13 protein-coding genes are annotated in these 21,169 nt (G+C 74.3%); 5 read left to right on the top strand and 8 right to left on the bottom strand.

The annotated features are described in order from the left end of the window. Positions 1-177: 177 nt before the first annotated feature. Positions 178-1,554, top strand: coding sequence for an MFS transporter (locus tag ACGF1Z_RS13930; RefSeq protein ID WP_393003418.1), 1,377 nt, complete (start codon positions 178-180; stop codon positions 1,552-1,554). A gap of 117 nt (positions 1,555-1,671) precedes the next feature. On the opposite strand, the gene ACGF1Z_RS13925 is transcribed toward ACGF1Z_RS13930, so the two are convergent. Further along, on the bottom strand, positions 1,672-3,465 hold the full coding sequence (locus tag ACGF1Z_RS13925) for a VanW family protein (protein ID WP_393003416.1): 1,794 nt from the start codon (positions 3,463-3,465) through the stop codon (positions 1,672-1,674). A gap of 173 nt (positions 3,466-3,638) precedes the next feature. Between ACGF1Z_RS13925 and ACGF1Z_RS13920 the strand changes: the two genes are divergently transcribed. From ACGF1Z_RS13920 to ACGF1Z_RS13905, 4 genes are all read left to right on the top strand, one after another. Further along, the gene (locus ACGF1Z_RS13920; protein WP_393003414.1) at positions 3,639-4,514 is read left to right on the top strand and encodes an IclR family transcriptional regulator; all 876 of its coding nucleotides are present in this window, start codon (positions 3,639-3,641) and stop codon (positions 4,512-4,514) included. A 45-nt stretch (positions 4,515-4,559) separates the two neighbouring features. Next, on the top strand, positions 4,560-4,880 hold the full coding sequence (locus tag ACGF1Z_RS13915) for a putative quinol monooxygenase (protein ID WP_393003412.1): 321 nt from the start codon (positions 4,560-4,562) through the stop codon (positions 4,878-4,880). A gap of 308 nt (positions 4,881-5,188) precedes the next feature. After that, on the top strand, positions 5,189-9,694 hold the full coding sequence (locus ACGF1Z_RS13910; RefSeq protein ID WP_393003410.1) for an aminotransferase class I/II-fold pyridoxal phosphate-dependent enzyme: 4,506 nt from the start codon (positions 5,189-5,191) through the stop codon (positions 9,692-9,694). Further along, positions 9,691-10,446, top strand: a complete 756-nt coding sequence (locus tag ACGF1Z_RS13905; RefSeq protein WP_393003408.1) for a class I SAM-dependent methyltransferase — start codon at positions 9,691-9,693, stop codon at positions 10,444-10,446. Before ACGF1Z_RS13910 ends, ACGF1Z_RS13905 begins: the two co-directional genes overlap by 4 nt. On the opposite strand, the gene ACGF1Z_RS13900 is transcribed toward ACGF1Z_RS13905, so the two are convergent. The 7 genes from ACGF1Z_RS13900 to ACGF1Z_RS13870 are packed head-to-tail and all read right to left on the bottom strand — an operon-like array spanning position 10,421 to position 21,166. Further along, positions 10,421-11,683 carry a beta-galactosidase gene (locus tag ACGF1Z_RS13900; protein ID WP_393003406.1) on the bottom strand — a complete coding sequence of 421 codons (1,263 nt, stop codon included), beginning with the start codon at positions 11,681-11,683 and terminating at the stop codon, positions 10,421-10,423. The two genes, ACGF1Z_RS13905 and ACGF1Z_RS13900, sit on opposite strands and share 26 nt — an antisense overlap. Continuing rightward, entirely contained in the window at positions 11,680-12,783 is a 1,104-nt protein-coding gene (locus ACGF1Z_RS13895) for a glycosyltransferase family 4 protein (RefSeq protein WP_393003404.1), read from the bottom strand. Before ACGF1Z_RS13895 ends, ACGF1Z_RS13900 begins: the two co-directional genes overlap by 4 nt. Continuing rightward, the gene (locus ACGF1Z_RS13890; protein ID WP_393003402.1) at positions 12,780-14,342 is read right to left on the bottom strand and encodes an ArnT family glycosyltransferase; all 1,563 of its coding nucleotides are present in this window, start codon (positions 14,340-14,342) and stop codon (positions 12,780-12,782) included. The genes ACGF1Z_RS13895 and ACGF1Z_RS13890 overlap by 4 nt, the downstream gene beginning before the upstream one ends. Continuing rightward, the gene (locus ACGF1Z_RS13885; RefSeq protein WP_393003400.1) at positions 14,339-15,160 is read right to left on the bottom strand and encodes a PIG-L deacetylase family protein; all 822 of its coding nucleotides are present in this window, start codon (positions 15,158-15,160) and stop codon (positions 14,339-14,341) included. Before ACGF1Z_RS13885 ends, ACGF1Z_RS13890 begins: the two co-directional genes overlap by 4 nt. Next, a complete protein-coding gene (locus ACGF1Z_RS13880; RefSeq protein ID WP_393003398.1) occupies positions 15,142-17,040 on the bottom strand; it encodes a glycosyltransferase family 4 protein in 1,899 nt (632 codons plus the stop codon). The genes ACGF1Z_RS13885 and ACGF1Z_RS13880 overlap by 19 nt, the downstream gene beginning before the upstream one ends. After that, positions 17,037-19,469 carry a lipopolysaccharide biosynthesis protein gene (locus ACGF1Z_RS13875; protein WP_393003396.1) on the bottom strand — a complete coding sequence of 811 codons (2,433 nt, stop codon included), beginning with the start codon at positions 19,467-19,469 and terminating at the stop codon, positions 17,037-17,039. The genes ACGF1Z_RS13880 and ACGF1Z_RS13875 overlap by 4 nt, the downstream gene beginning before the upstream one ends. Continuing rightward, positions 19,466-21,166 carry a glycosyltransferase family 4 protein gene (locus ACGF1Z_RS13870; RefSeq protein ID WP_393003394.1) on the bottom strand — a complete coding sequence of 567 codons (1,701 nt, stop codon included), beginning with the start codon at positions 21,164-21,166 and terminating at the stop codon, positions 19,466-19,468. Before ACGF1Z_RS13870 ends, ACGF1Z_RS13875 begins: the two co-directional genes overlap by 4 nt. Positions 21,167-21,169 lie beyond the last annotated feature (3 nt).

Genomic DNA, 21,169 nt, shown 5'->3' with positions numbered 1-21,169 from the left:
GTCCGACGACCGCCGCCGTCGCCGGTGCTCGGCGGGGCGGCGTGAGCCTGGCATGGGTGCGGCGCGCATCCCCGCCCCCCGAACTATGGTGTCCCACCACATACGCGGCTGACCTGCGCTTTCCTACGGTGTGGCGACACGCAACGTCCCCCCTTCACCCGCTCGGAAGTGGTGCACATGGCCGCCGCAACACACGCTCCCACGCCTCCCGGCTCCCTCAAGCGCATCGTCGCCGCCAGTCTCATCGGCACCACCATCGAGTGGTACGACTTCTTCCTCTACGGTTCGGCCGCCGCGCTGGTGTTCAACAAGCTGTTCTTTCCCGATTCGGATCCGCTGGTCGGCACGCTGCTGTCCTTCCTGACGTACGCGGTCGGGTTCGCCGCGCGGCCGCTGGGAGCGCTCGTGTTCGGGCACTACGGCGACCGGCTCGGCCGGAAGAAGCTGCTGGTCCTCAGCCTGCTGCTGATGGGCGGCGCGACCTTCGCCATCGGGCTGCTGCCCACGCACGCCACCGTGGGGTCCGCCGCTCCGCTGCTGCTGACCGCGCTGCGGCTCGTGCAGGGGTTCGCGCTGGGCGGCGAGTGGGGCGGCGCCGTGCTGCTGGTGTCCGAGCACGGGGACGCGGAACGGCGCGGGTTCTGGGCCTCGTGGCCGCAGACCGGAGCGCCGGCCGGTCAGCTGCTCGCCACGGGTGTGCTGTCGGCGCTGACCGCGCTGCTCTCCGAGTCCGCCTTCGGCTCCTGGGGGTGGCGGATTCCGTTCCTGCTGTCCGGCGTCCTCGTGATGGTCGGTCTGTGGATCCGGCTCTCCGTCGACGAGTCGCCCGTCTTCAAGGCCGCACTCGCCGCCGCGGAGGAGCGCAAGGCCACCGCCGACCAGGCCGAGAAGATGCCGCTGGTCGCCGTGCTCAAGAACCACTGGCGCGATGTGCTCGTCGCCATGGGTGCCCGCATGGCCGAGAACATCTCGTACTACGTGATCACGGCCTTCATCCTCGTGTACGCCACCACCCAGGTCGGCCTCTCCAAGCAGACCGCCCTGAACGCCGTCCTCATCGGCTCGGCCGTCCACTTCGCCGTCATCCCCCTCTGGGGCGCGCTGTCCGACCGGCTCGGGCGCCGGCCCGTGTACCTGATCGGCGCGGTCGGCGTCGGGCTCTGGATGTTCCCCTTCTTCGCCCTCATCGACCGGGGGACCTTCGGCAGCCTGCTCCTCGCCGTCACCGTCGGCCTCGTCCTGCACGGCGCGATGTACGCCCCCCAGGCCGCCTTCTTCTCGGAGATGTTCGCGACCCGGATGCGCTACTCCGGCGCCTCGATCGGTGCCCAGTTCTCCTCGGTCGCCGCCGGCGCCCCCGCGCCGCTCATCGCCACCGCGCTGCTCGCCGACTACGACAGCTCGACCCCGATCGCCCTCTATGTCATCGCCGCCGCGCTCCTCACCGTCGTCGCGGTCGCCTGTGCCCGGGAGACCCGTCACCGCGATCTCTCCGACGTCACCGAGACCGCCGGTGCCGCTCCGGTGGAGGCGTCCGTCCGCGCCGACGTCTGAGCCCCCTCCGCACACCCGCCCGCCGGGACGTACGGACACGAAAGGGCCCCTCTCGAAGGAGAGGGGCCCTTTCACGTGACCAGGGGCGACGGGCCGCCGGGGACCCGGGTCACCGGGTCACCGCGACCGTGCGGCACCGTCCGCGCCCGCGTCCGGCTGGTCCGGCTTCTCGCAGGTCACCTTGTCCCGCGGCGTGTAGTGCGTGCTGAAGGTCTCGCGCTTCACCTCGGTGCCGCCGTTCTTGAAGACCCGGTCGACCTTGATGTCGAAACCCTCCAGCGGCTCCTGGACCTCGCACTTGTCGCTCGGGTCCTTGCGTTCCTTCGGCTGCGTGATGTTCGTGCGCGGGCCCGCGACCGCCTCGACCGTGTCGTACTTCTTCGTGCCGAGGAAGCTGACGGTCACCGACGAGTCCGTCGAGCTCGCCTTGATGTAGATCGGGTGGCCCGAGTCGTTGCGGAAGCGCAGGTCGAGCGTGCCCCAGGCCACGGTCGCCTCCCGGCCGGCCGGGTAGCGCTCGATGTAGAAGGAGTGGGCGCCGTGCTCGATCGGCTTGACGCCGGCGAAGAAGAGCGCGTTGTAGACCGTGGTGGCGACCGCGGACACCCCGCCGCCCGGAGCCTTCTGGTACTGGCCGTCCATGATCATCGTGCCGTCGACGAAGCCGTTGGCCTCCGTGCGCTCGCCGACCGTGCGGTTGAAGCTCCACACCGCGCCGGGCTGGACCACGGAGCCGTTGATCAGCTCGACGGCCCGGCCGATGTTCGTCGTGCGGTACGGGGCGGCCGGGAAGTGCACCGTGAACGTCGACATCTGCTCGGTGATCCCCAGCTCGGCCAGGCTCTTCGCCGTCAGCTGCGGCTGGGTCAGCCTGGCGTGCACCGGGCCGGTGCGGGCCGCCGTGCCCTGCTTGGTGAGCAGCGGCTCCACCGCGCGCCCGAGGGCGTCGGCCGAGACCTCGCGGCCGGGGCGCCCGTCGCGCTCCACGACGACCTTGCCGTCGCGGACCCCGAGGCTCGCCTCGACGGGCGCTCCGCTGAGCGAGTCGAGCGGGCGGGCCACCGCCGGGTCGTGCATCAGGGTGCGGGCGTCAAGGGACGAGGTGAGCCGGCCGCCGTCGGCCTTCACGTTCAGATGGTCGCCGAGGGTCGCCGCCGGGATCGCGAGCCGCTTGGCGCCCGAGGTGAGCGTGACCGGGCCCGACATGGCGGGCGCCGCGAACTGCTTCACGAAGCGGTGGACCTCCGCCGCCTGCACGTCGGGCCGGGTCACCGAGACGGGCAACGCCACGGGTCCCGCGCCCCCGGTCCCGGGATAGGCGGCCCGCAGCGCGTCGACGGCCTTCGCCGTGTCCAGCTTCTGGCCGTCGCGCGGCTCGGTCACGACCGTCCTGCCGTTCTTGAAGGCCACGGCGCCCTCACGGGCCGCGCGATCGTGCTGCTTCGCCTGCGCGGCGACCGCCGCGCGCGCCTTCGCGTCGTCGAAGGAGACGACCGGCTCGATGTCACGGTGCTCCGACGAGAAGAGCCGGCCGATGACGGTGAAGGGGTCGCGGGACGGATCGGCCGCCCGGTCCGCCGTCGCCGCCACGTCGACCGTGAGCCCCGCCGCGGCGGGGTCGACCGTGGTGGCCGCGTCACCGATCGTGACCCGCACGGGGTCCTTCCATGACGCGGGGGCCGCCGCGGTGAGCCGGGCGGCGGCCTCGGCGCGGCTCAGGCCGCCGATGTCGATGCCGTCGACGCGCGTGCCGTCGGAGATGTCGTCGCCGGTGGCGACGAGCCCCGCCACGTACAGTCCCCCCGCGACGGCCGCGACCGCACCGGTCGCGATCGCCGCCTTGCGTATGTGGCCGCGGCGCCTGTGGGGGCGGGGGCCCGTGTCAGCGTGGTCGGTCGTGGAGCGGCGCACACACCCTCCCAGGGCGGTGAGGAGTCAGGGGTCACCCGTGAGGGGGCAGCGGTGCCCCTCCCTCGAACGGGGGTATCCCCCGACGTTACGCCGAATGGCGGTGATAGTTCCATATGATCCCTTTTATTCATATGGTGACGCTCCTCTCATCCCTGGCGAACTAAGGTGACCGGGTGTCCCCGTCCTCCCCAGACCCTCGGCAGGCAGACCCTCCGCAGGCAGCTCCCCAGCAGGAGAGCCCCCGGTCCGCCGGTCCCCGATCCGTCGAACGCGCGCTCGCCCTCCTCGACGCCGTGGCCGACGCCGGCGGGCCCGTCGGGGCGAAGGCGCTGGCCCGGAGGCTGGGCTGCGCCCTGTCGACCGTCTACCACCTCACCGGCCCGCTGGTCGCCCGCGGCCATCTCGTACGGACTCCCGAGGGATACGCCCCCGGCCCCCGTGTGCCCGCTCTGTACCGCGCGTACCAGCGGCACCACGGGCTCGGCGGGCCCGTGGGCGGACTGCTCGCCGGGCTGCGCCGTACGTCGGGCGCCGAGGCCTACTTCACCGCCTACCGCGACGGCCGGATCACCGTGGTCGACACCACCGCGCCGGTCACCGACACCGCCCACCCCTTCGTCCCGGGGCCCGAGGCGCGCGCCCACGCCACGGCCCACGGCAAGGCCCTCCTCGCCGGGCTGCCCCGGCCGCTGCGCCGCCGCTACCTGGACGCCCACGGCATGGCCCGGTTCACCGACCGGACGATCACCAGTCCCGAGCTCTTCGAGGCGGAGCTGGCCCGGGTGCGCGACCTGGGCTTCGCGGTCTCGGTGGGGGAGGCCGACCCCGCGTACACCTGCCTCGCGACGGCGCTCCCCGGGCGGCGCCGGGACGGCAGCGTGTACGCGCTGTCCGTCTCCCTGCCCACCGCCGACTTCCGGCGGCGCCACGGCGAGGTGCGGGCGGCCCTGGCGCGTGCCGTCCCGCTGCTCGCCGAGGCGCTGCCGGACCACGCCGCCGGCCCCACCGACGCCACCGGCCTCAGGATTCCGACGCTGCCGGAATCCTGACCGGCCCGACTGGCCCGGGCGGGCGGACCGGCGCACCGTGGACCCATGATCTTCATCGCCGTGCGTTTCACCGCCCGCCCCGAGTACGCGGACACCTGGCTCGACCGCGTCGCCGACTTCACCCGCGCCACCCGCGAGGAGCCCGGGAACCTCTTCTTCGACTGGTCGCGCAGCGTGGACGACCCCCACCAGTACGTCCTCCTGGAGGCCTTCGCCGACGCCGAGGCGGGCGCGGCGCACGTCGCCTCCGCCCACTTCAAGGCCGGTCTCGCGGTCATGGGCGAGGCCATCGCGGCCACGCCGGAGATCATCAACGTCGAGGTGCCACAGCAGGGTTGGGGTCCCATGGGCGAACTCGCCCGCTAGCCACCGCGGGCCGGGCGCTCCGGCCCGCCCGCGTCGCGCGGTTGCGACCGCCCGCCGGGCCGCGGCGGTCTCTTCCCGGCCGCCCCGCCCCCGCTTGTCGCCCGTTCCGGGCGGAGCTCGTCCCCGCCCCCTGCCCGCTCCGGCCGGTTCCCTCCCCGTCGCCGCACTCCCTTGCTCCGGGCAGACCCGCGTTCCGCCCCGCGCCGTTCGTGTCCACCCCCTCACCCCCCGTACGCGCGGGTGCGCCCGCCTTCCGTACCCGACAGACTGGACGAATACCCCGAACGTGCGTGAGGGGGCGGTCGAGGATGCCGCTGCGACAGCTGTCCGGGCCACTGCGCCGCTGGACTCTTCTCTACGTGCTGTTCGTCGCCGGCGTCACCGTCGCGTACCTCGAAGTGCCGTCCCGGCACACCGTCCTGTGGGCCCTCATCGGTCTGAGCGGGGTCGCCGCGATCCTCACCGGCGTCCACCTGCACCGGCCCGCCCGCCGCTGGCCGTGGCTGGTGCTCGCGGCCGCCAACTTCACGTTCGTCGCCGGCGACACCACGTACAACGCGCTGGAGTCCTTCTTCCACCAGAGCCGGCCGTTCCCCTCCCTCGCCGACGCCTTCTACCTCGTCACCTACCCCCTCTTCGCGATCGGTCTCTACGGCTTCATCCGCCGCCGGGCCGCCGGCCGCGACATGGCCGTGGCGCTCGACGCGCTGATCCTGACCTCCGGTCTCGCACTGCTGGCCTGGGTCAATCTGATCAATCCGCTCACCACGTCCCCCGACATGACCTGGGTCGAGCGCGCCATCTCGATCGCGTACCCCCTGGGCGACGTCCTGATGCTGGCCATGCTGGCCCGGCTGCTCGTCCCCGGCGGGCTCCGCTCCCGGGCCGTTCAGCTGCTCACCCTGGGCACCTGCGGCATCCTCTTCTCCGACGTCGTCTACGGCGTGAAGCAGCTGGACGGCACATGGCAGGTCGGCACCCCCTGGGACCTCGGCTGGGTCGTCTTCTTCACCGCCTGGGGCCTCGCCGCCCTGCACCCCTCGATGACCGGGCTGACCGAGCTGGCGCCCGAGCCCGCGCCCCGGGTGGCGGAGCGGCGGCTCTTCCTCCTCGCCATGGCCTCCCTGATCGCGCCCGCGCTGCTGCTCTTCCAGTCGCTGCGCCAGGACCCCGACCGGGACATCGGGGTCATCGCGATCTTCTCCGCCCTCATGTTCCTGCTCGTCCTGGTCCGCCTGTGGGGCATGATGGCCGACCACCGCCGGGCCGAGGCCCGCGAGCGCAGCCTGCGGGTCGCCGCGGCCTCGCTCGTGGCGGCGCTGAGCCCGCGCGAGGTCGCGGCCGCCGTCGAGACCGCCGCCGCCACGCTCTTCGGCGCGGGTACGCCGCACCACACGATGCTGCTCGCCCGCGACCGCCGCGGCCGGCTGGCGGCGGTGCCCACCGGCCGCCAACCCTGGAACCTCCAGGCCGTCGAGGTCACCGGTCCCAAGGCCACCGGCCCGGACGGAGTCCCCTGGGCCGACCTCCTCGCCGACGGCAGCCGGCTCCTCCCGGTCACCGCCCTGGACCCGGCCGTCGCCGCCGCCGTCGCGCCCGAGACGCACGCCCTGTTCTGCCCGCTCGCCCTCCAGGCCCCGGCCGCCGGCGAGCCGCTGCTCGGCGCGCTCCTCCTCGCCGGGACGGAGAAGAAGCTGTCCGAGATCGCCCCCTCCGCCCAGTCCCTCGCCTCCCAGGCCGCGCTCGCCCTCGAACGCTTCGGGCTGAGCGAGGAGGTCAGCCGCCGCACCAGCGAGGCCTACTTCCGCACCCTGGTGCACAACACGTCCGACGTCATCCTCATCGTCGACGACGACGACACCGTCCGGTACGCCAGCCCGTCCGCGGACAGCATGTTCGGGCACTCGCTGCTGCCGGGCACCCCGCTCACCGAACTCCTCGCCCCCGGCGACTCCGTCAGCGCCCTGCGGATCCTCTCCGGGGTCCGCGCCCGGGGGAACGTGGACGCCCGCGACGACTGGAAGCTGCTGCACGGCGGCTCCGCCGACCTGGAGGTCGAGGTCCGCTGCAGCAACCTGAGGGACGAGCAGACCGTCCACGGCCTCGTGCTGACCCTCCGGGACGTCACCGAACAGCGCAAACTGGAGCGCGAGCTCACCCACCGCGCCTTCCACGACTCGCTGACCGGTCTGCCCAACCGCGTGCTGCTCCTGGAACGGATCGAGAGGGCCCTGCTGCGCGGCCGCCGCGAGTCCACCCTCACCTGCATGCTCTTCGTCGACCTGGACGACTTCAAGGTCGTCAACGACACCATGGGCCACTCCGTCGGCGACGAGCTCCTCGTCGCCGTCGCCCGCCGGCTGACCTCCGTGCTCCGGCTCACCGACACCGCCGCCCGGCTCGGCGGCGACGAGTTCGCCGTGCTCATCGAGGGCGCCCGCGAGCCCGGCGACGCCGAGGTCCTCGCCGCCGAGATCGTGAACACCCTCAGCCAGCCCTTCCACCTCACCGACGGCGCCGTGTCCGTCTCGACCAGCGTCGGTGTCGCCACCGTCCTCGACAGCGCCCACGCCGAGGAACTCCTCGGCCACGCCGACCTCGCCCTGTACGCGGCCAAGGCCGCGGGCAAGAAGCGCTGGCGGCGCTTCCGTCCCGAGCTGCACTCCCGGCTCGTCGCCCGGCACGAGCTGCAGGCCGGCATGGACAACGCGATCGCCCACCACTCCTTCGCCGTGCGCTACCAGCCCATCGTGCAGGTCGACGACGGGGCGCCGGCCGGCTTCGAGGCCCTGATCCGCTGGCCGCACGCCCGGCGTGGCATGGTCCCGCCCGAGCAGTTCATCACCATCGCCGAGGAGAGCGGCCACATCATGCCGCTCGGCGCCTGGGTGCTCGACCACGCGGCCCACGACATCTCGAACTGGCAGCGCGCCCACCGCCGGACGCCGCCGCTGTGCGCCAACGTCAACGTCTCCGCTCGCCAGTTCCGCGACCCCGGACTGCTCGACGTGGTCCGGCGCACCCTGCGCTCCTCCGGGCTGGCCCCCGACTCCCTGGTCCTGGAGCTCACCGAGTCCGTCCTCATGCACGGAGACGAACAGATCGGCACCACCATGCGCGCCCTGAAGGACCTCGGGGTGTCCATCGCCATCGACGACTTCGGCACCGGGTACTCGTCCCTGAGCTACCTGCGCGAGTTCCCCATCGACGTGCTGAAGGTCGACAAGTCCTTCATCGACGACATCACCACCGACCGCCAGCAGGTCGCCCTCGTCGAGGGCATCGTGCGCATCGCGGACGTCCTCGGGCTGCAGGTCGTCGCCGAGGGCATCGAGAACGAGGACCAGCGCGCCCTCCTCGCCGACATGGGCTGCCGCTTCGGCCAGGGCTACCTCTTCGCCCGCCCCCTGACCGCGGACCAGGCGGAGACCTTCCTGCACCGGCCGGCCGCCGGCCCGGCACGTACCGCCCGTACCGCCAGGACCGTCCGGGCCGCCAGGGCCGCCAGGGCCGCCGGGGCCGCCGGGGAACCCGGGGCCTCGCGGGCCGCCAAGCTCGACATGCGCTGGCGGGACCTGGAGCGGCTCAAGCGCACCAGCCCCATGTGCGACGCCGTCATCGACGAGATCGACGGCCGCCGGCTCCGCGTCGACGACCACTGGCTGATCGACTTCGCCTCCTGCAACTACCTCGGCTTCGACCTCGACCCCGAGATCATGGCCTCCATCGACCCCCAGGTGCGGACCTGGGGCACGCACCCCAGCTGGTCCCGGCTCATCGGCAGCCCCCGGCTCTACCCGCGCATCGAGGAACGCCTCACCGAACTCCTCGGCGCCCCCGACACCCTGCTGCTGCCGACCATCACCCTCATCCACCAGTCGGTCATCCCGCTGCTCGCCGCCGGCGGCCAGATCTTCGTCGAGTCCCAGGCCCACCGCACCATCTACGACGGCTGTGTGGTCGCCCGCGGCCAGGGCGCCGAACTGCACCGCTTCCGGGTCGACGAGCCCTGGGAGCTCGACACCCTGCTGCGCGAGTCGCCCCGCGGCGGCACCCGGCTCGTCTGCATGGACGGCGTCAACAGCATGACCGGCAACTTCCCCGACCTGCGCGCGACCGCCCGGATCTGCCGCGAGCACGACGCCCTGCTGTACGTCGACGACGCCCACGGCTTCGGCGTCATCGGCGAACGAGGACCGGGGGAGACCAGCCCTTACGGCTCGCGCGGCAACAGCATCGTGCGCCACCTCGGCGAGACCTACGACGGCATCGTCCTCGTCGGCGGCTTCTCCAAGGCGTACTCCTCGCTGCTCGCCTTCCTCGCCCTGCCCCGCCGCCTCAAGGACCACCTCAAGGTCGCGGCCGCCCCCTACCTCTACTCCGGTCCCTCGCCGACCGCCTCGCTCGCCACCGCCCTCGCCGGTCTCGACGTCAACGACGCGCGCGGCGACGCCATCCGGGCCGACCTGCACCGCAAGACCGTCCGCGTCCTCGACCACGTCCGCGGCCTCGGCATCGCCACCCCCAACACCGACGGCCTGCCGATCATCGAGGTCCCCCTCGGCGACGCCTCGGAGCTGGAGGCGGTCGCCGCGTTCCTGTGGGACCGGGGCATCTACGTGACGCTCGCCAGCTATCCCCTCGTGCCGCGCGACCGGGTCGGCTTCCGCGTCCAGATCACCGCCGCCAACACCGACGAGGAGATCGAGGAGCTCAACGACACCGTCACCGCCCTGTCGGCGCGCTTCGCACTCCAGCGCCGCACCCCCGCCCAGCCCGGTGCCGTCCAGGCCGGCCGTTCCCCGGAGGCATGATGGCCACCACCCGCAGGGCGGTGCGCAGGAACCGCGACGCGGACTGGAACGCCTGGCCCGTCGCGGAGTACCTCGCCGAGAACTACCGCCAGATGCACCCGTGCGACCGGGGCGTCATCCACCACCACTGCGCCTTCTACCGGCAGTTCGCCCCCGGCTCGCTCGCCCGGACCCTCGAACTCGGCGCGGGCCCCAATCTCTACCCGCTGATGCTGGCCACCGGCGCCGGCCGCCGCGTCGAGGCCCTGGAACCCGGTGCCGCCAGCCGCGCCTATCTGCGGCGCCAGCTCGCCTACGGCCCCGAGGACAGCTGGGAGCCCTTCTACGCACTGGCCCGCGCCCTCGACCCCGGCCTGCCGCCGACCCTCACCGAGGCCCTCACCCGGGTCCACGTGGTGCAGGGCGACGCCGACGACCTCGTCGACGGCCACTACGACACGGCGTCGATGAACTTCGTCGCCGAGAGCGTCACCGAGGACTTCGGCGAGTTCACCGCCCTGTGCGCGGCCTTCGCCCGCGCGGTGCGCCCCGGTGGCGGGCTCGTCGCCGCCTTCATGGAGCGCATGCCGAGCTACCGCATCGGCCACGGACCGGTCTGGCCGGCCTGCCCGGTCGACGAGTCCGCGCTGCGCGCCGTCTTCGGCCCCCGCACCACGGACCTGCGGATCTCCCGGCTCGCCAAGGACCACACCCTGCCCGAGTACGGCGACACCGGAGTGCTGCTGCTCACCGGCCGGCGGCCCGGTCCCTGATCAGCTCCGCGTAGGCGTCGAGCGAGGACCCCGGCGTCCCGTCGTAGAGATGGTGGTCGAAGGCCCACATCAGGTCCTCCAGCCCGCAGGTGTCCACCTGGTGGAAGGCCGCCTCCAGGGTGCCCGGCCGGTACGCCGCCACCTGGGGACCCGCGCTCTCTCCGGCCACGTGCCGGAAGCCCTCCGCCCGCGCCACCGCCACCACCCAGCGGGCCGACGACCAGGACCGCAGCGTCGCGTCGGAGGCGGTGGTCACCCGCCGCGCGTCACCGGAGGCGCAGCCGCCGTCGACGGGGCGCCCGGTGCCGTCCACCAGCGCGGTCGTGACGATCTGCACCCGGTCCCGGTGCTGGACGAGGCCCAGCGTCGCGAAGAAGCCGACCCCCTGACCGATCAGGCGGGCACCGCGCGTGCGGCCGTCCAGATAGGCGGCCACGGCCGCGTCCCGGTCGGCGGGGTAGAAACCGGCGCCCGGCACGAGCACCTTCAGCGGGCCGCGGTGGCCGAGCCCGGTGTACAGGTCGATCTGCCAGTTCACCGCGTCGGCGAGGGAGGCCAGGTACCAGTCGTACCAGCGCCGCACCTGTCGTTCCGTGAAGGGCGCCCCCCGGTACGTGTGCTCGCCGGGCCGCCAGCCGGGGTACGGGCTCGCCGCCTGGGCATGCCGGTCGAACGCCCAGAACTCGCCGCCCGCCCGCCCGTCCGAGACCGCCCGCGGATAGCCGAACTCGCCGTTCTCGTCGATCCCGAGCCGGACCGCCCACACGTCCGCCAGGCCGATCCGCGCCCTGACCTGCCGCGCGTACGAGGCGACCGCGTCCCGTACCGGCCGGCTGAACACGATGTTGGGGGTGCTCGTGGAGCGCTCGCCGTACTGGTTCTCCCACACCGACTCGGGGTAGGCGTCCGGGAGCCAGTCCGGCGGGTGGTTGATCCCGAGTCCGAGCTCCACGCGCAGACCGGCGTCCCGGAACGCCTGCAGCCGCTCCCGCACCTGCCGTGCGTACGCCTCGTCGTACACCCCCGGCTCCGGTTCGAACCGGCTCCAGTCCAACGGGAGATGAGCGATCCGCAGCCCGTGCGCGTACTCCGTCTCCGCCCGCCCCGGGTCGGTCTGGAGGGTGCCGAACAGCGTGGGGGGCGGCTGCCCGTCCGGGCGCAGGCGCCCGAACGCGGCCGCCACCAGCGTCAGTACGGCGAGCAGTCCGATCACCACCGGCAGCCGGACCGGAGTCATGACAGCAGCTCCCGGTAGAGCGACGCGTACTGCGCGGCGAACCGCTCGGGTCCGAACTGTTCCTCCACGGCGGCCCGGCCCCGCTCGGCGAGCACGTCCCAGGAGCGCGGCTGGCCCAGCAGCCACACCAGCTGCTGCCCCGTGCGGCGGGCGTCACCCGCGGGCGCCCGCAGCACCGCGTTGCCGAAGTCGGCGAACTGCGGCAGGTCGCTGAGGATCACCGGCCGGCCGGTGGCGAGCGCCTGGAGCACCGTCAGCGGGATGTCGGCCTTCCCGCCGATCGCGGACGGAGGGAACAGGAAGACGTGCGCCGAGGCGATCAGCGCCCGCATGTCGTCCACGTAGCCCAGGACCTCGGTGTCGGCCAGGCCCTGTGCCGCGGCCCGCTCCCGCAGCGCCTCCTCCAGGGCGTGCAGGTCCTGCCCGGGCCGCCCCCGCATCGCGAGCACCAGCCGGAGGCGGACGCCCGCCCGGACGGCCTCCGCCGCCGCGTCGATCGCCGCCTCCGCCCCGCCGCGCGGGTCGTGGTGCCCGGCGTAGAGCACCACGGGCAGGCCCTGCGGACGGGGCCGGGGAGGCCAGTGCTCCAGCGGGATCATCGGCGGGATCACCCGTACGTCGCCGAAGTGGGCGGCCCGCAGCCGGCGTGCCATCGACTCCGACAGGGCGATCGTCGTGCCCAGCGGCCGGGTGCGGGGCAGCAGCTCCGCGTCCATGACCCCGGGCACCGTGTGCACCACCGGGCGGGCGCCGAGCAGCAGCGGACGCAGCCACGAGAAGGCCGGGAAGGTCCGCCCGATCGTCAGGAAGGCGTGCACCAGGTCGCAGCGGCGCGCGTGCACCGCGCCGGCGAGCGCCGACTGCACCCGCTCCGACACGTGCGGCACCCCGTCCCGGGAGAGGATCCGCACCGCGTGCCCGCCGTGCCCGTCCGGCGGCGGACGCCCGCGCCGGTGCGGCCACTGGGTGAACCAGGTGAACTCGACGTCCGGCAGCGCACCGAGCACGTCGGAGGCGATCCGCACGTCGGCCCCGTCCGCCCCGTCCAGCGGGCTGCTGGTCAGGAGCAGGACGCGCGGCCGGCGCGGGGTGGTGCTCATCGCGGGCCTGCCGGCGGCGGGGGCGGCGGCAGCTCGTACAGCGCCAGCGTTCCGTAGGTGGGACCGTGGAAGGCGTACAGCAGCCGGGCGCCGTGGGTGAGTTCGCGCACCTCGGACAGGGGGGAGCGGCCGTAGCCCTGCTCGATGACCTTCCACGGCACGATGACGTACCGGGCCTGGTGCGCCGCCCGTTCGCCGGGCGTGACCCAGTGGCCGAGCCGGTAGCCGTCCTCGAAGGTCCAGTAGGTCACGCCGTTCGTCCGCTGCCCGTCCACCGTGACGATGCCGCTCCCGGCGGGCACGTGCTGTCGCAGATACGCCTGCAGGCCGCTGAAGCCGTCGTCGGGGGTCCCGCGGTCCCGGGCGTACACGGCCGCCGGCACGGCGAGCACCGCGACGAGCCCGGCGACGACGGCCGCCCGCCGGGTGCGCCGCCTCCGCGGCACCGGCACCGTCACGGCCAGCGCCACCAGGTTCGGCACGAACAGCAGGTACAGCGCCTGCTCCTCCAGGGTGCCGATGCCGAGCGCGTAGGCCAGCGTGACGATCGCGCACGCCTCGAAGAGCGCGAGCAGCCGGTACACCGGTTCCCGGCGGCGCAGCAGCAGGAACAGGGCCACCGGGGTCAGGAGGAGCAGCACGTACGTGACGGCGAAGCCGGGCAGTTCACTGGTGAGCCGGCCCGCGAGAGACGGGGTGCCCGGCGCGTTGAAACCGGTCTCCTGCACGAGTCCGAGCAGCCGGTCCAGACCGTGCGTCTTCTGGTCCCGGAACGACTCCGTGTGCCCGAAGCCCGCGACGAGCGTCACGTACACCAGGTAGGGCAGCACCGCGGCCGAGACGGCGAGCGCGGTCAGCCGGCGCGGCGGCCCCCAGCCCAGCGCCAGCGCCAGGAGCAGCGGCAGCACCGTGATCAGCGCCGAGTGGTCCTTCGAGAGCACCGCCAGGCCGAGCAGCAGTCCGCCGGCCACCGCCCGCAGACGTGGCCGGGCCGGTGGCTCCGCCCGGCACAGCGGCAGCAGGACCAGGAAGCCCGCGAGCACCCACATCATCGTCGCGGTCTCCAGGAGCACCAGGTTGTTCTGCCGGATGCAGAACTGGTCCAGCGCGAAGACCAGTCCGGCCACCAGACCCGCCGCGCGCGACCGCACCCGCGCGACCAGGAACACGATCAGGGCCGCCGTCACCCCGGCGAGCAGCGCGTTGAGCACCCGCAGCGAGTGGACCTGCGCGATGACGTCCTGGTGCTCGCCGAGCAGGCGCATCCAGCCGGCCTCCAGATAGAAGAAGCCGGGAGGGTGCAGGAAGAACAGGCCGTCGGGCGTGCTCGGGAAGCCACCGCGCGCCGCGCTGCGGCCCAGCTCCTGGTAGATCAGCTCGTCCACGAACAGGTCGCGTGCCCGGTCCACCAGGACCAGCCGCAGGACCACCGTCAGCACCGCCGCGACCAGCGCGTACACACCCGTCGGCACCGCTCCCACCGACAGGCGGCGCGCGGGGCCGGGCTGCTCCTCCGGCCGCTCGGCCGGGGGAGCGACGGGGGCACCGGGGACGGTCATGTCGCACCTCCGGGCGGGCGGGCCGGGCCGGCGGGCACTCCGGCGGGCAGCAGGTACACCTCGGGGACGCGCGGGATCACGCCGTCCGGGAACAGCGCGCCCACCTGGGTGCGGTAGCCCCGGATCAGTTCGGCCTTCGCGTCGAGGCCGAGGTCCCAGGACGCCTCGGTCGCCCGGAGCCCGCCGGTGAAGTCCGGGTCCGGGGCCGCCTGCATGTTGTAGGGGAAGTCGCTGTAGTAGACGACCGGCAGTCCGCTGCGCGCGGCGGCCGTGCGCACCAGGAGGTGGTCGGCGTGCCCGCCGACCCCGAGCGGTGCCAGCACCAGCCCGCGTCCGTGCGGCAGCAGCTCCCGCACGGTGTCGGTCACCTGCCGGACGGTCTCCGCGTCCCGGGGCGAGATCCGGCCGCGCGACAGGTGCAGCCGGTAGGTCGGATAGACGTGGTCGAACTCGGGCAGCAGCCGGCCCGCCAGCCTGCGGCCGCGCCTGGGCGCGGGCACGCGGCGGAACAGACCGTCCACGAAGCCGCCCTGGAAACGGTCCACGCCGAGCTGCTTGAGCACCGCCTGGTCCTCCGCCCGCCGCTCCACGTACAGCTCCTCGGCGTTCACCGCCCCCGTCTGCCGCAGGAACTGGCGGGCCGACAGCGTGTGCGGCGGCGGCGCGGCCTCGGTGAACACCGTCATCACCGTCACGGCCGACCGGTCGGGCAGCAGCCCGAGCAGCGCGCCGCAGGACAGCACGGCGTCGTCCGGATGCGGTGAGAGCACCAGCAGGGCGCCGGAGCGGGACAGTGCGGTCAGCGGGTCGACGGCCATGGGACTCTCCGGTCCTTCCGCGGCCGCCGGTGCGCGGCGGGCCGGTCGACGAGGCGGCGGGTCAGCGCCAGATAGGCGCCCGTCATCTCGTCCCACGTGTAGTGCTGTGCGGCCAGCCCCGCCTGCCGCCCCAGACGGCCGCGCAGCACCGGGTCGGAGGCCAGCGCGGCCATCCGCTCCCCGAACGCCGCCGTGTCGAAGGGCGGTACGGCCACGTCGCCGCCGCCGCGCATCCAGCGCAGCGCCGGCAGGTCGAAGTGGAGCACCGGCTTCCCGTACGACATGCCCTCCAGCGCGACCAGACCGAAGGTCTCGTGGCGCGAGGGCATCACCAGGAAGGCGCTGTCCCGCAGCAGCCTCCGCTTCAGTTCCTCGTCCGCGTAGCCCACCCAGCGCACGCCGGGACCCCGCTCCGCCAGGAGCTGCGTGAGCCGGCGTTCCTCGGCGGAGGTTCCCCCGCCCGCCAGGACGAGCTCCATCGGCGGCCGTCCGCTGTCGTAGGCGTCCAGGAGCAGATCGAGCCCCTTGATCCAGGTGTCGATCCGCCCGAGGAAGAGGATGGAGTCTCCGCTGCCGAGCCGGGCGTCGTCGAGCTGGCGCTGTTCGACCCCGTTGGCGATCACGTGCACCGAGGCCCGCGGGCTGAGCCGGCGCACCGCCGAGGCGTCGGCCTCGTTCAGCACCACGATGTGCCGGTAGCAGCGCAGTCCGACCCGTTCCACGAGGAAGAACGGCAGGTGGTAGCGGCGCCAGAGCGCCTCGGCGCTGCGGCCCTGGTCGATGCCGACCACGGGCGAGCGGGACACCAGCGGCAGGAAGCTCGTCGAGAACGGCGGGGTGAAGCTCTCCAGCCACACGTCGTGCGGGATCCGCCGGGCCACCAGCGGCAGCAGCGCCAGGAACAGCAGCTGCCCGACGCGCGGACCGGCCCGGCAGACCGGCAGCGTCACGTAGCGGATCCCGTGGCGCTCCACGGAGCCGGCGCCGCGGCCCGCCGTCACCACGGTCACCCGGTAGTGCTCCGCGAGGCGCCTCGCCAGCTTCTCCACGACGAGCGCGCCGCCGCCGCGGTAGTCGGAGTTCTCGGCGTCGTCGTAGATGGAGACGACGACCCGCTTCTGCCGCTCGGGGACGCCGGGCGGGGGGAGTTCCCGCTCCTGGTAGCGGGAGGAGCCGCGTGCGGCGTCCGGCGACGGCGGTACGGCGGCGAGGACGCGCTCCAGAGCGGTCGCGGCGACCGCCTCGGGAGGACCCTCGCCGTCGATCCGGGACACCCGGGGAAGCCGGGCCGCCCACGCGCGGTGCCGCGCCCACCAAGCGGCCGGCGAGCCCGCCGCCGCCTCCCAGCCGCGGCCGGTCAGGGTGGCCGGCAGGGTCTCCGGAAGGAGCGTCAGATCGTAGCGGTCGGCGATCCGGGCGAAGCGCTCGGCGGCGCCGCGGCCCGGCGGCAGGTCGAACTTCACCAGCCCGTCCAGCGGGCCCCGGTCGGTCACCACGACGGCGGGCCGGCCCCCGGCCAGGACCGTGACGCCCAGCCGGGCCGCACCGATCCGCAGCGCGAGCTCTCCCGCGTCGACCACGGCGTGGGCACGGCGGAGCCACGATCCCCGGCGCTCGGGACGCGCGGACCGCCGTACCCACTCACCCGCCCCCGTCCCGCCCGGTCCCCCCTCTTCCCTCACCCGCGGGGGAACCGGGAACCAGCGGCAGAGCACACAGCCGTAACAGTGGACCGTCACCACCGCGAACCCACGCCGGCGCAGCCGCCCCGCGAGGGCGCGCACCAGTGAGGACTTCCCGGTGTGGTCGGGCCCGGACACCGCCACGAGCAGCGGCGCCCGCCGTGCGGCTCCGTCGTGTCCACTCGTCAGGCGGCTCATGACTCCCTCCTCCGTACGTGCTTGGCCACCGTGAGCGGCACCCGCAGCGATGCCTCGCGGGCCGCCACCCGCACCCGCCCCCGGCCGAGCAGATGGCCCGAGTGCTCCGCCCCGACCCGCAGGGAGGTCCCCACGGACAGCGGCAGCGGCAGCGGCACGGGCTCCCCGCGGTCGAGCCGCGCCATGGCGTCCAGCGCCGTCTCCAGCGCCCGCCCGCTCCCCGACGACCAGCCCTCGCGCGCCGCCTCGCGGTGTGCCTCGGCGACGACGTCGGGGCTCAGCAGGGCGCGCAGGGCGAGCAGTTCGGACAGGTCGAGGGTCAGGTTCTGGAACAGCGCGTGCGCGAGCCAGATGCGCAGCCGGTCGGCGGGGCAGGGGACCAGCCAGTCGGGGCGGCTGCCGTTCACCGGGGCGGCGCCGGCCCCGTCGGCGGGCAGCGCCCGCGCGAACAGCCGGTCGGTCGGCACCACCGGCACCCCGAACCACGAGACGGCGGTGTGCAGATGGGCCGCCGGGCCGCTCACCGGATCGAGCAGCACCTTCGACGAGCGCTCCAGCCAGTAGCGCTCACGGCGCACGTACCAGCCCGCGAGGGCCTCCTGCGCCTGCTCCCAGCGCCCGTACGGGACGACGAGGTCGAAGTTGCCGTACACGTAGTCGCCCGACAGGTCCGCCTTGATGAGCACGGTGGGGATGCCCGCGGCCCGCAGGAGGCTCGTCGACGCGAAGAGGTTGCGCCGGAAGAGCGCGGTCGCGGCGTCCACCTCCGCCCGGGTGGCGGCCAGCCGGTCCGGGTAGGCGCGGGCCAGCACGCCCTCGACCTGGTTGCGCCGGGCCACGGCGAGCGCGGCCGACAGGTCGGCGTCGGTGGCCGGACGGGGCCGGCCGTGCCAGACGGCGTCCACGAGCAGGCGTACGGAGCGTTCCTCGTCCGGCGGCCGGGCCGCGGTGTCCCCGGCCGGCCGCCGGCCGGGCGTGCGGGGGGAGCGGCCGGACGCGGCGTGCGGGGCCGGGGCGCCGGCGGTGGGGTCGCTGTGCCGCCCGAAGAACCACCGCAACGCGAGTCCCGTGACCACGACGGCGACGCCGAACCAGGCCACGGGGAAGGGCCGCAGCAGGACGAGCCCGCCGGCCAGCGCGAGCAGCAGCAGCGGCCGCGGGCCGAGGAGCGCGCGCCGTGCCCCGAAGCCGTGGACGCGCGCATGCCGGAACGCGAGGAGCAGCATCGCCACCAGCGTGCCGGCCAGGCCGCCGACCGCCATGCCCACGACGCCGTGCGCCGTCCAGCCGTACGTGAGCCCCGCCACGTAGACGGCCAGGCCGGCGAGCAGCGGCTTCAGACAGGCGTAGTCGTTGACGGCCTGGCAGAACGTCACGAGCAGGGCGAGCGCGCCGAGCGCGAGACCGGTCACGGCCGTCAGCGAGAGCAGGACGCCCACCTCGCCGTAGCCTGCCGGGAAGACCCGGGAGAGGACCGCACCGGGCGCGGTGGCGGCGACCGCGGTCAGCGGCAGCGCCACCGTGAGGTACATCCGGAGCGCGTCGCCCACGAGCGGTGCGTCCGCCCGGCGGCGCGAGAGGGCCGGCAGGAAGGCGATGGAGACGGCACCCGCGAGGAACAGCGGCACCCGGCCGAGCATCACGGCGGCCTGGTAACTCGCGGCCTCCGCACGGTCGGTGGGCAGCATCGCCACGAGGATCACGTCCACGGCCGCCATCATGGCCACCGCGCCCTGCAGCGAGGCCACCCCGACCGCCCGGCGCCACAGCGCCCGGTTGGCCGTGGTCTCCAGCCACGGGCGCCCGCGGCCGCCCCGGAATCCCCGTGGCCGGAACAGCAGGAACGGCAGCACACCGATCCCGAACGCGGCGAGCGCGCCCGTCTGGCCCATGCCCAGGGCCGCGACGAACAGCAGCCCGACCGCCGTCTTGAGCACCGCCTCGGAGGTCGTGACGACACCCAGGGTGCGCAGCCGTTCGGTGCCCTGCAGCCAGCCCGCGCTGACCCGGGTCACGTAGATGAGGAAGGTGGCGGCCGCGATGACCAGGGTCGTCGCCGTCCCCGCGAACTGCGCGGAGACGGCCCCGGCCACGAGCGCCGCGAGGAGTCCGCCGGCCACGCCGGTGACGACCGCGAACCGGACCGCCTCGGCCCGCTCGGCCTCCGACCGGGACCGCGCGAGTGCCTGCGCCAGCATCCAGGGCACCGTCACCACGGCGATCGCCGCCGTGCAGACGACGAGCCCCTGTCCGGCGGCGAAGACCGCGTAGTCGGCGACGTCCAGCAGCCGGGTCAGGACCAGCGCATACGCATAGTTGAGCACGCCGACCGCCACCGCGGCCGTCGCGATCCACCGCGCACCGTGCACGGCCGTCACCTCGTCCGGCAGGACGGGCGCGCGCCGGGTCACCGACTCGGCGGAGCTCATGGCCGGACCTCCCTCGCGGGTGCGGGCCGGGAGAGGGGGGCGGGCGCGGGGCGGGGCTTGGACGCGGCCGGGGACGCGGGGGCGGGGCGGGGCTCGGGTGCGGCCGGGGATGCGGGGGCGGGGTGGGACTCGGCTGCGGCCGGGTGCGCGGGGTGGGACTCGGGTGCGGCTGCCGGGGAAGGGGCGTCGGCGGAGCGCACGGAGCGCGGGCCTCGCTCCGGTTCCCCGGCGGGGGACGCGGTGCCGGGCACGGGATCCGGGGCCCCGAGGCGCCGGGACGACCCGCCCACCAGGACGTCCCGGGCGCCGGCCAGGGAGACCGTCGCGTCGTCGACCCCGAGCCGCGCCAGCGCGTTCAGGGCCTGGACCTCGTCGCAGCCGTGCAGGAGCACCTGGAAGGCGTCGCCCTCCCGGTGCCAGGCGTCGGTCCGGCGGAGTGCCTCGCGGACGGCCCGTTCGGTCGCGGCGGCGTCGCGCGCGGTGAACCGGGTGACCACGGCGAGGTCGTTGGCCCCGCGCCGGGACCGCCGGTGCCGGTGGATGCGGTGCAGTTCCTCCAGGAGCACCTGGGCGAGCCGTTCGGCGCTCGCGTCCCAGGAGAAGGCGGCCGCCCAGGCCCGGCAGCGGGCCGCGGTGCGTTCGCGGGCGGCCGGGTCGGCGAGGTCGGCGAGTGCGTCGGCGATGCCGTCGGCGAGATCGGCCGACGGGTCGAGCAGCCGCCCGTTGACGCCGGGCTGGATGGCGTCGCGCAGCCCGGGCACGTCGAAGGCGAGGGCGGGCGTGCCGACGGCGTTGGCCTCGATCACGGTGAGTCCCCAGCCCTCGGCCACCGAGGGCACGACCGTCAGCCACGCCCGGTGGAACAGCTCCTCCTTGCGGGCGTTGCTGACGTGTCCGTGGAAGCTGACGGCGGACGCCACCCCGAGGGAGTGAACGAGCGCGCGCAGGGCGGGCAGTTCGGGGCCGTCCCCGCAGATGTCCAGGCGCAGCGCGGGGATCCGGCGCAGCAGCGCGGGCATCGCCCGGACGAGGAGGTCGACCCGCTTCTGCGGCACCAGCCGGCTGACCACGGTCAGGGCCGGCGTGGTGCTGCGGGTACCGGCGGGCATGCGGGGGAGGTCGGTGGGGCGCCCGTTGGGCACGATGTGCAGCGGGTTGCCGAAGCCGAGTTCGCGGCGGGCGCCCTCCCGGGTGGAGGGGGAGACCACGACGACCGGCCGTCCGCGGTAGACCAGCCGGCTGACCTGCTTCTCCAGGAGCCGGCCCACGGAGTTCAGCGGCCAGCGGAAGCGGACGTCGAACTGGCGCTGATGGACGTGGTGGATGACGCAGAGGTCCGCCGTCCAGCGGGGGGTGAAGAGCGGGGAGAAGAACGGGATGCCGTTCTGGAAGTCGATCACGGCGTCGTACGCGTGCCGGTTGCGCAGCAGATGCGCCCCGGCCGCCGCGTACACGCCGAACGTCCCGCCGCCGCGGACGATCCGCATCCCGTCCCGGTACTCGCGGGCGGGTGCGCCCGGGTAGCGCGAGGAGACGAACGTGACGTGCGCGCCGGCCGCCGAGAAGCGGCGGGCGATCTCGTGCGCGTACGCCTCCGCGCCGCCGGCGTCCGGGTGCCACGGGTCGCGCCAGTTGAGGAAGGCGAGGTCGAGGCGTGCGAGCCGGTCGAGGGCGGAGGCGGGGGTCGGTGCGCTCATCGT

Origin of the sequence: Streptomyces sp. NPDC048018 (genome assembly GCF_043202995.1) — a bacterium.
Lineage (GTDB): Bacteria > Actinomycetota > Actinomycetes > Streptomycetales > Streptomycetaceae > Streptomyces.
The sequence above is the reverse complement of the archived record's forward strand: the minus strand, read 5'-3'. Positions and strand labels throughout refer to the sequence as shown.

Bases quoted from the DNA above. Each gene is read 5' to 3' on its own strand.
- ACGF1Z_RS13930 (WP_393003418.1), top strand. From the start codon at position 178: ATGGCCGCCGCAACACACGCTCCCACGCCTCCCGGCTCCCTCAAGCGC.
- ACGF1Z_RS13915 (WP_393003412.1), top strand. From the start codon at position 4,560: ATGATCTTCATCGCCGTGCGTTTCACCGCCCGCCCCGAGTACGCGGAC.
- ACGF1Z_RS13910 (WP_393003410.1), top strand. From the start codon at position 5,189: ATGCCGCTGCGACAGCTGTCCGGGCCACTGCGCCGCTGGACTCTTCTC.
- ACGF1Z_RS13905 (WP_393003408.1), top strand. From the start codon at position 9,691: ATGATGGCCACCACCCGCAGGGCGGTGCGCAGGAACCGCGACGCGGAC.
- ACGF1Z_RS13900 (WP_393003406.1), bottom strand. From the start codon at position 11,683: ATGACTCCGGTCCGGCTGCCGGTGGTGATCGGACTGCTCGCCGTACTG.
- ACGF1Z_RS13895 (WP_393003404.1), bottom strand. From the start codon at position 12,783: ATGAGCACCACCCCGCGCCGGCCGCGCGTCCTGCTCCTGACCAGCAGC.
- ACGF1Z_RS13890 (WP_393003402.1), bottom strand. From the start codon at position 14,342: ATGACCGTCCCCGGTGCCCCCGTCGCTCCCCCGGCCGAGCGGCCGGAG.
- ACGF1Z_RS13885 (WP_393003400.1), bottom strand. From the start codon at position 15,160: ATGGCCGTCGACCCGCTGACCGCACTGTCCCGCTCCGGCGCCCTGCTG.
- ACGF1Z_RS13880 (WP_393003398.1), bottom strand. From the start codon at position 17,040: ATGAGCCGCCTGACGAGTGGACACGACGGAGCCGCACGGCGGGCGCCG.
- ACGF1Z_RS13875 (WP_393003396.1), bottom strand. From the start codon at position 19,469: ATGAGCTCCGCCGAGTCGGTGACCCGGCGCGCGCCCGTCCTGCCGGAC.
- ACGF1Z_RS13870 (WP_393003394.1), bottom strand. From the start codon at position 21,166: ATGAGCGCACCGACCCCCGCCTCCGCCCTCGACCGGCTCGCACGCCTC.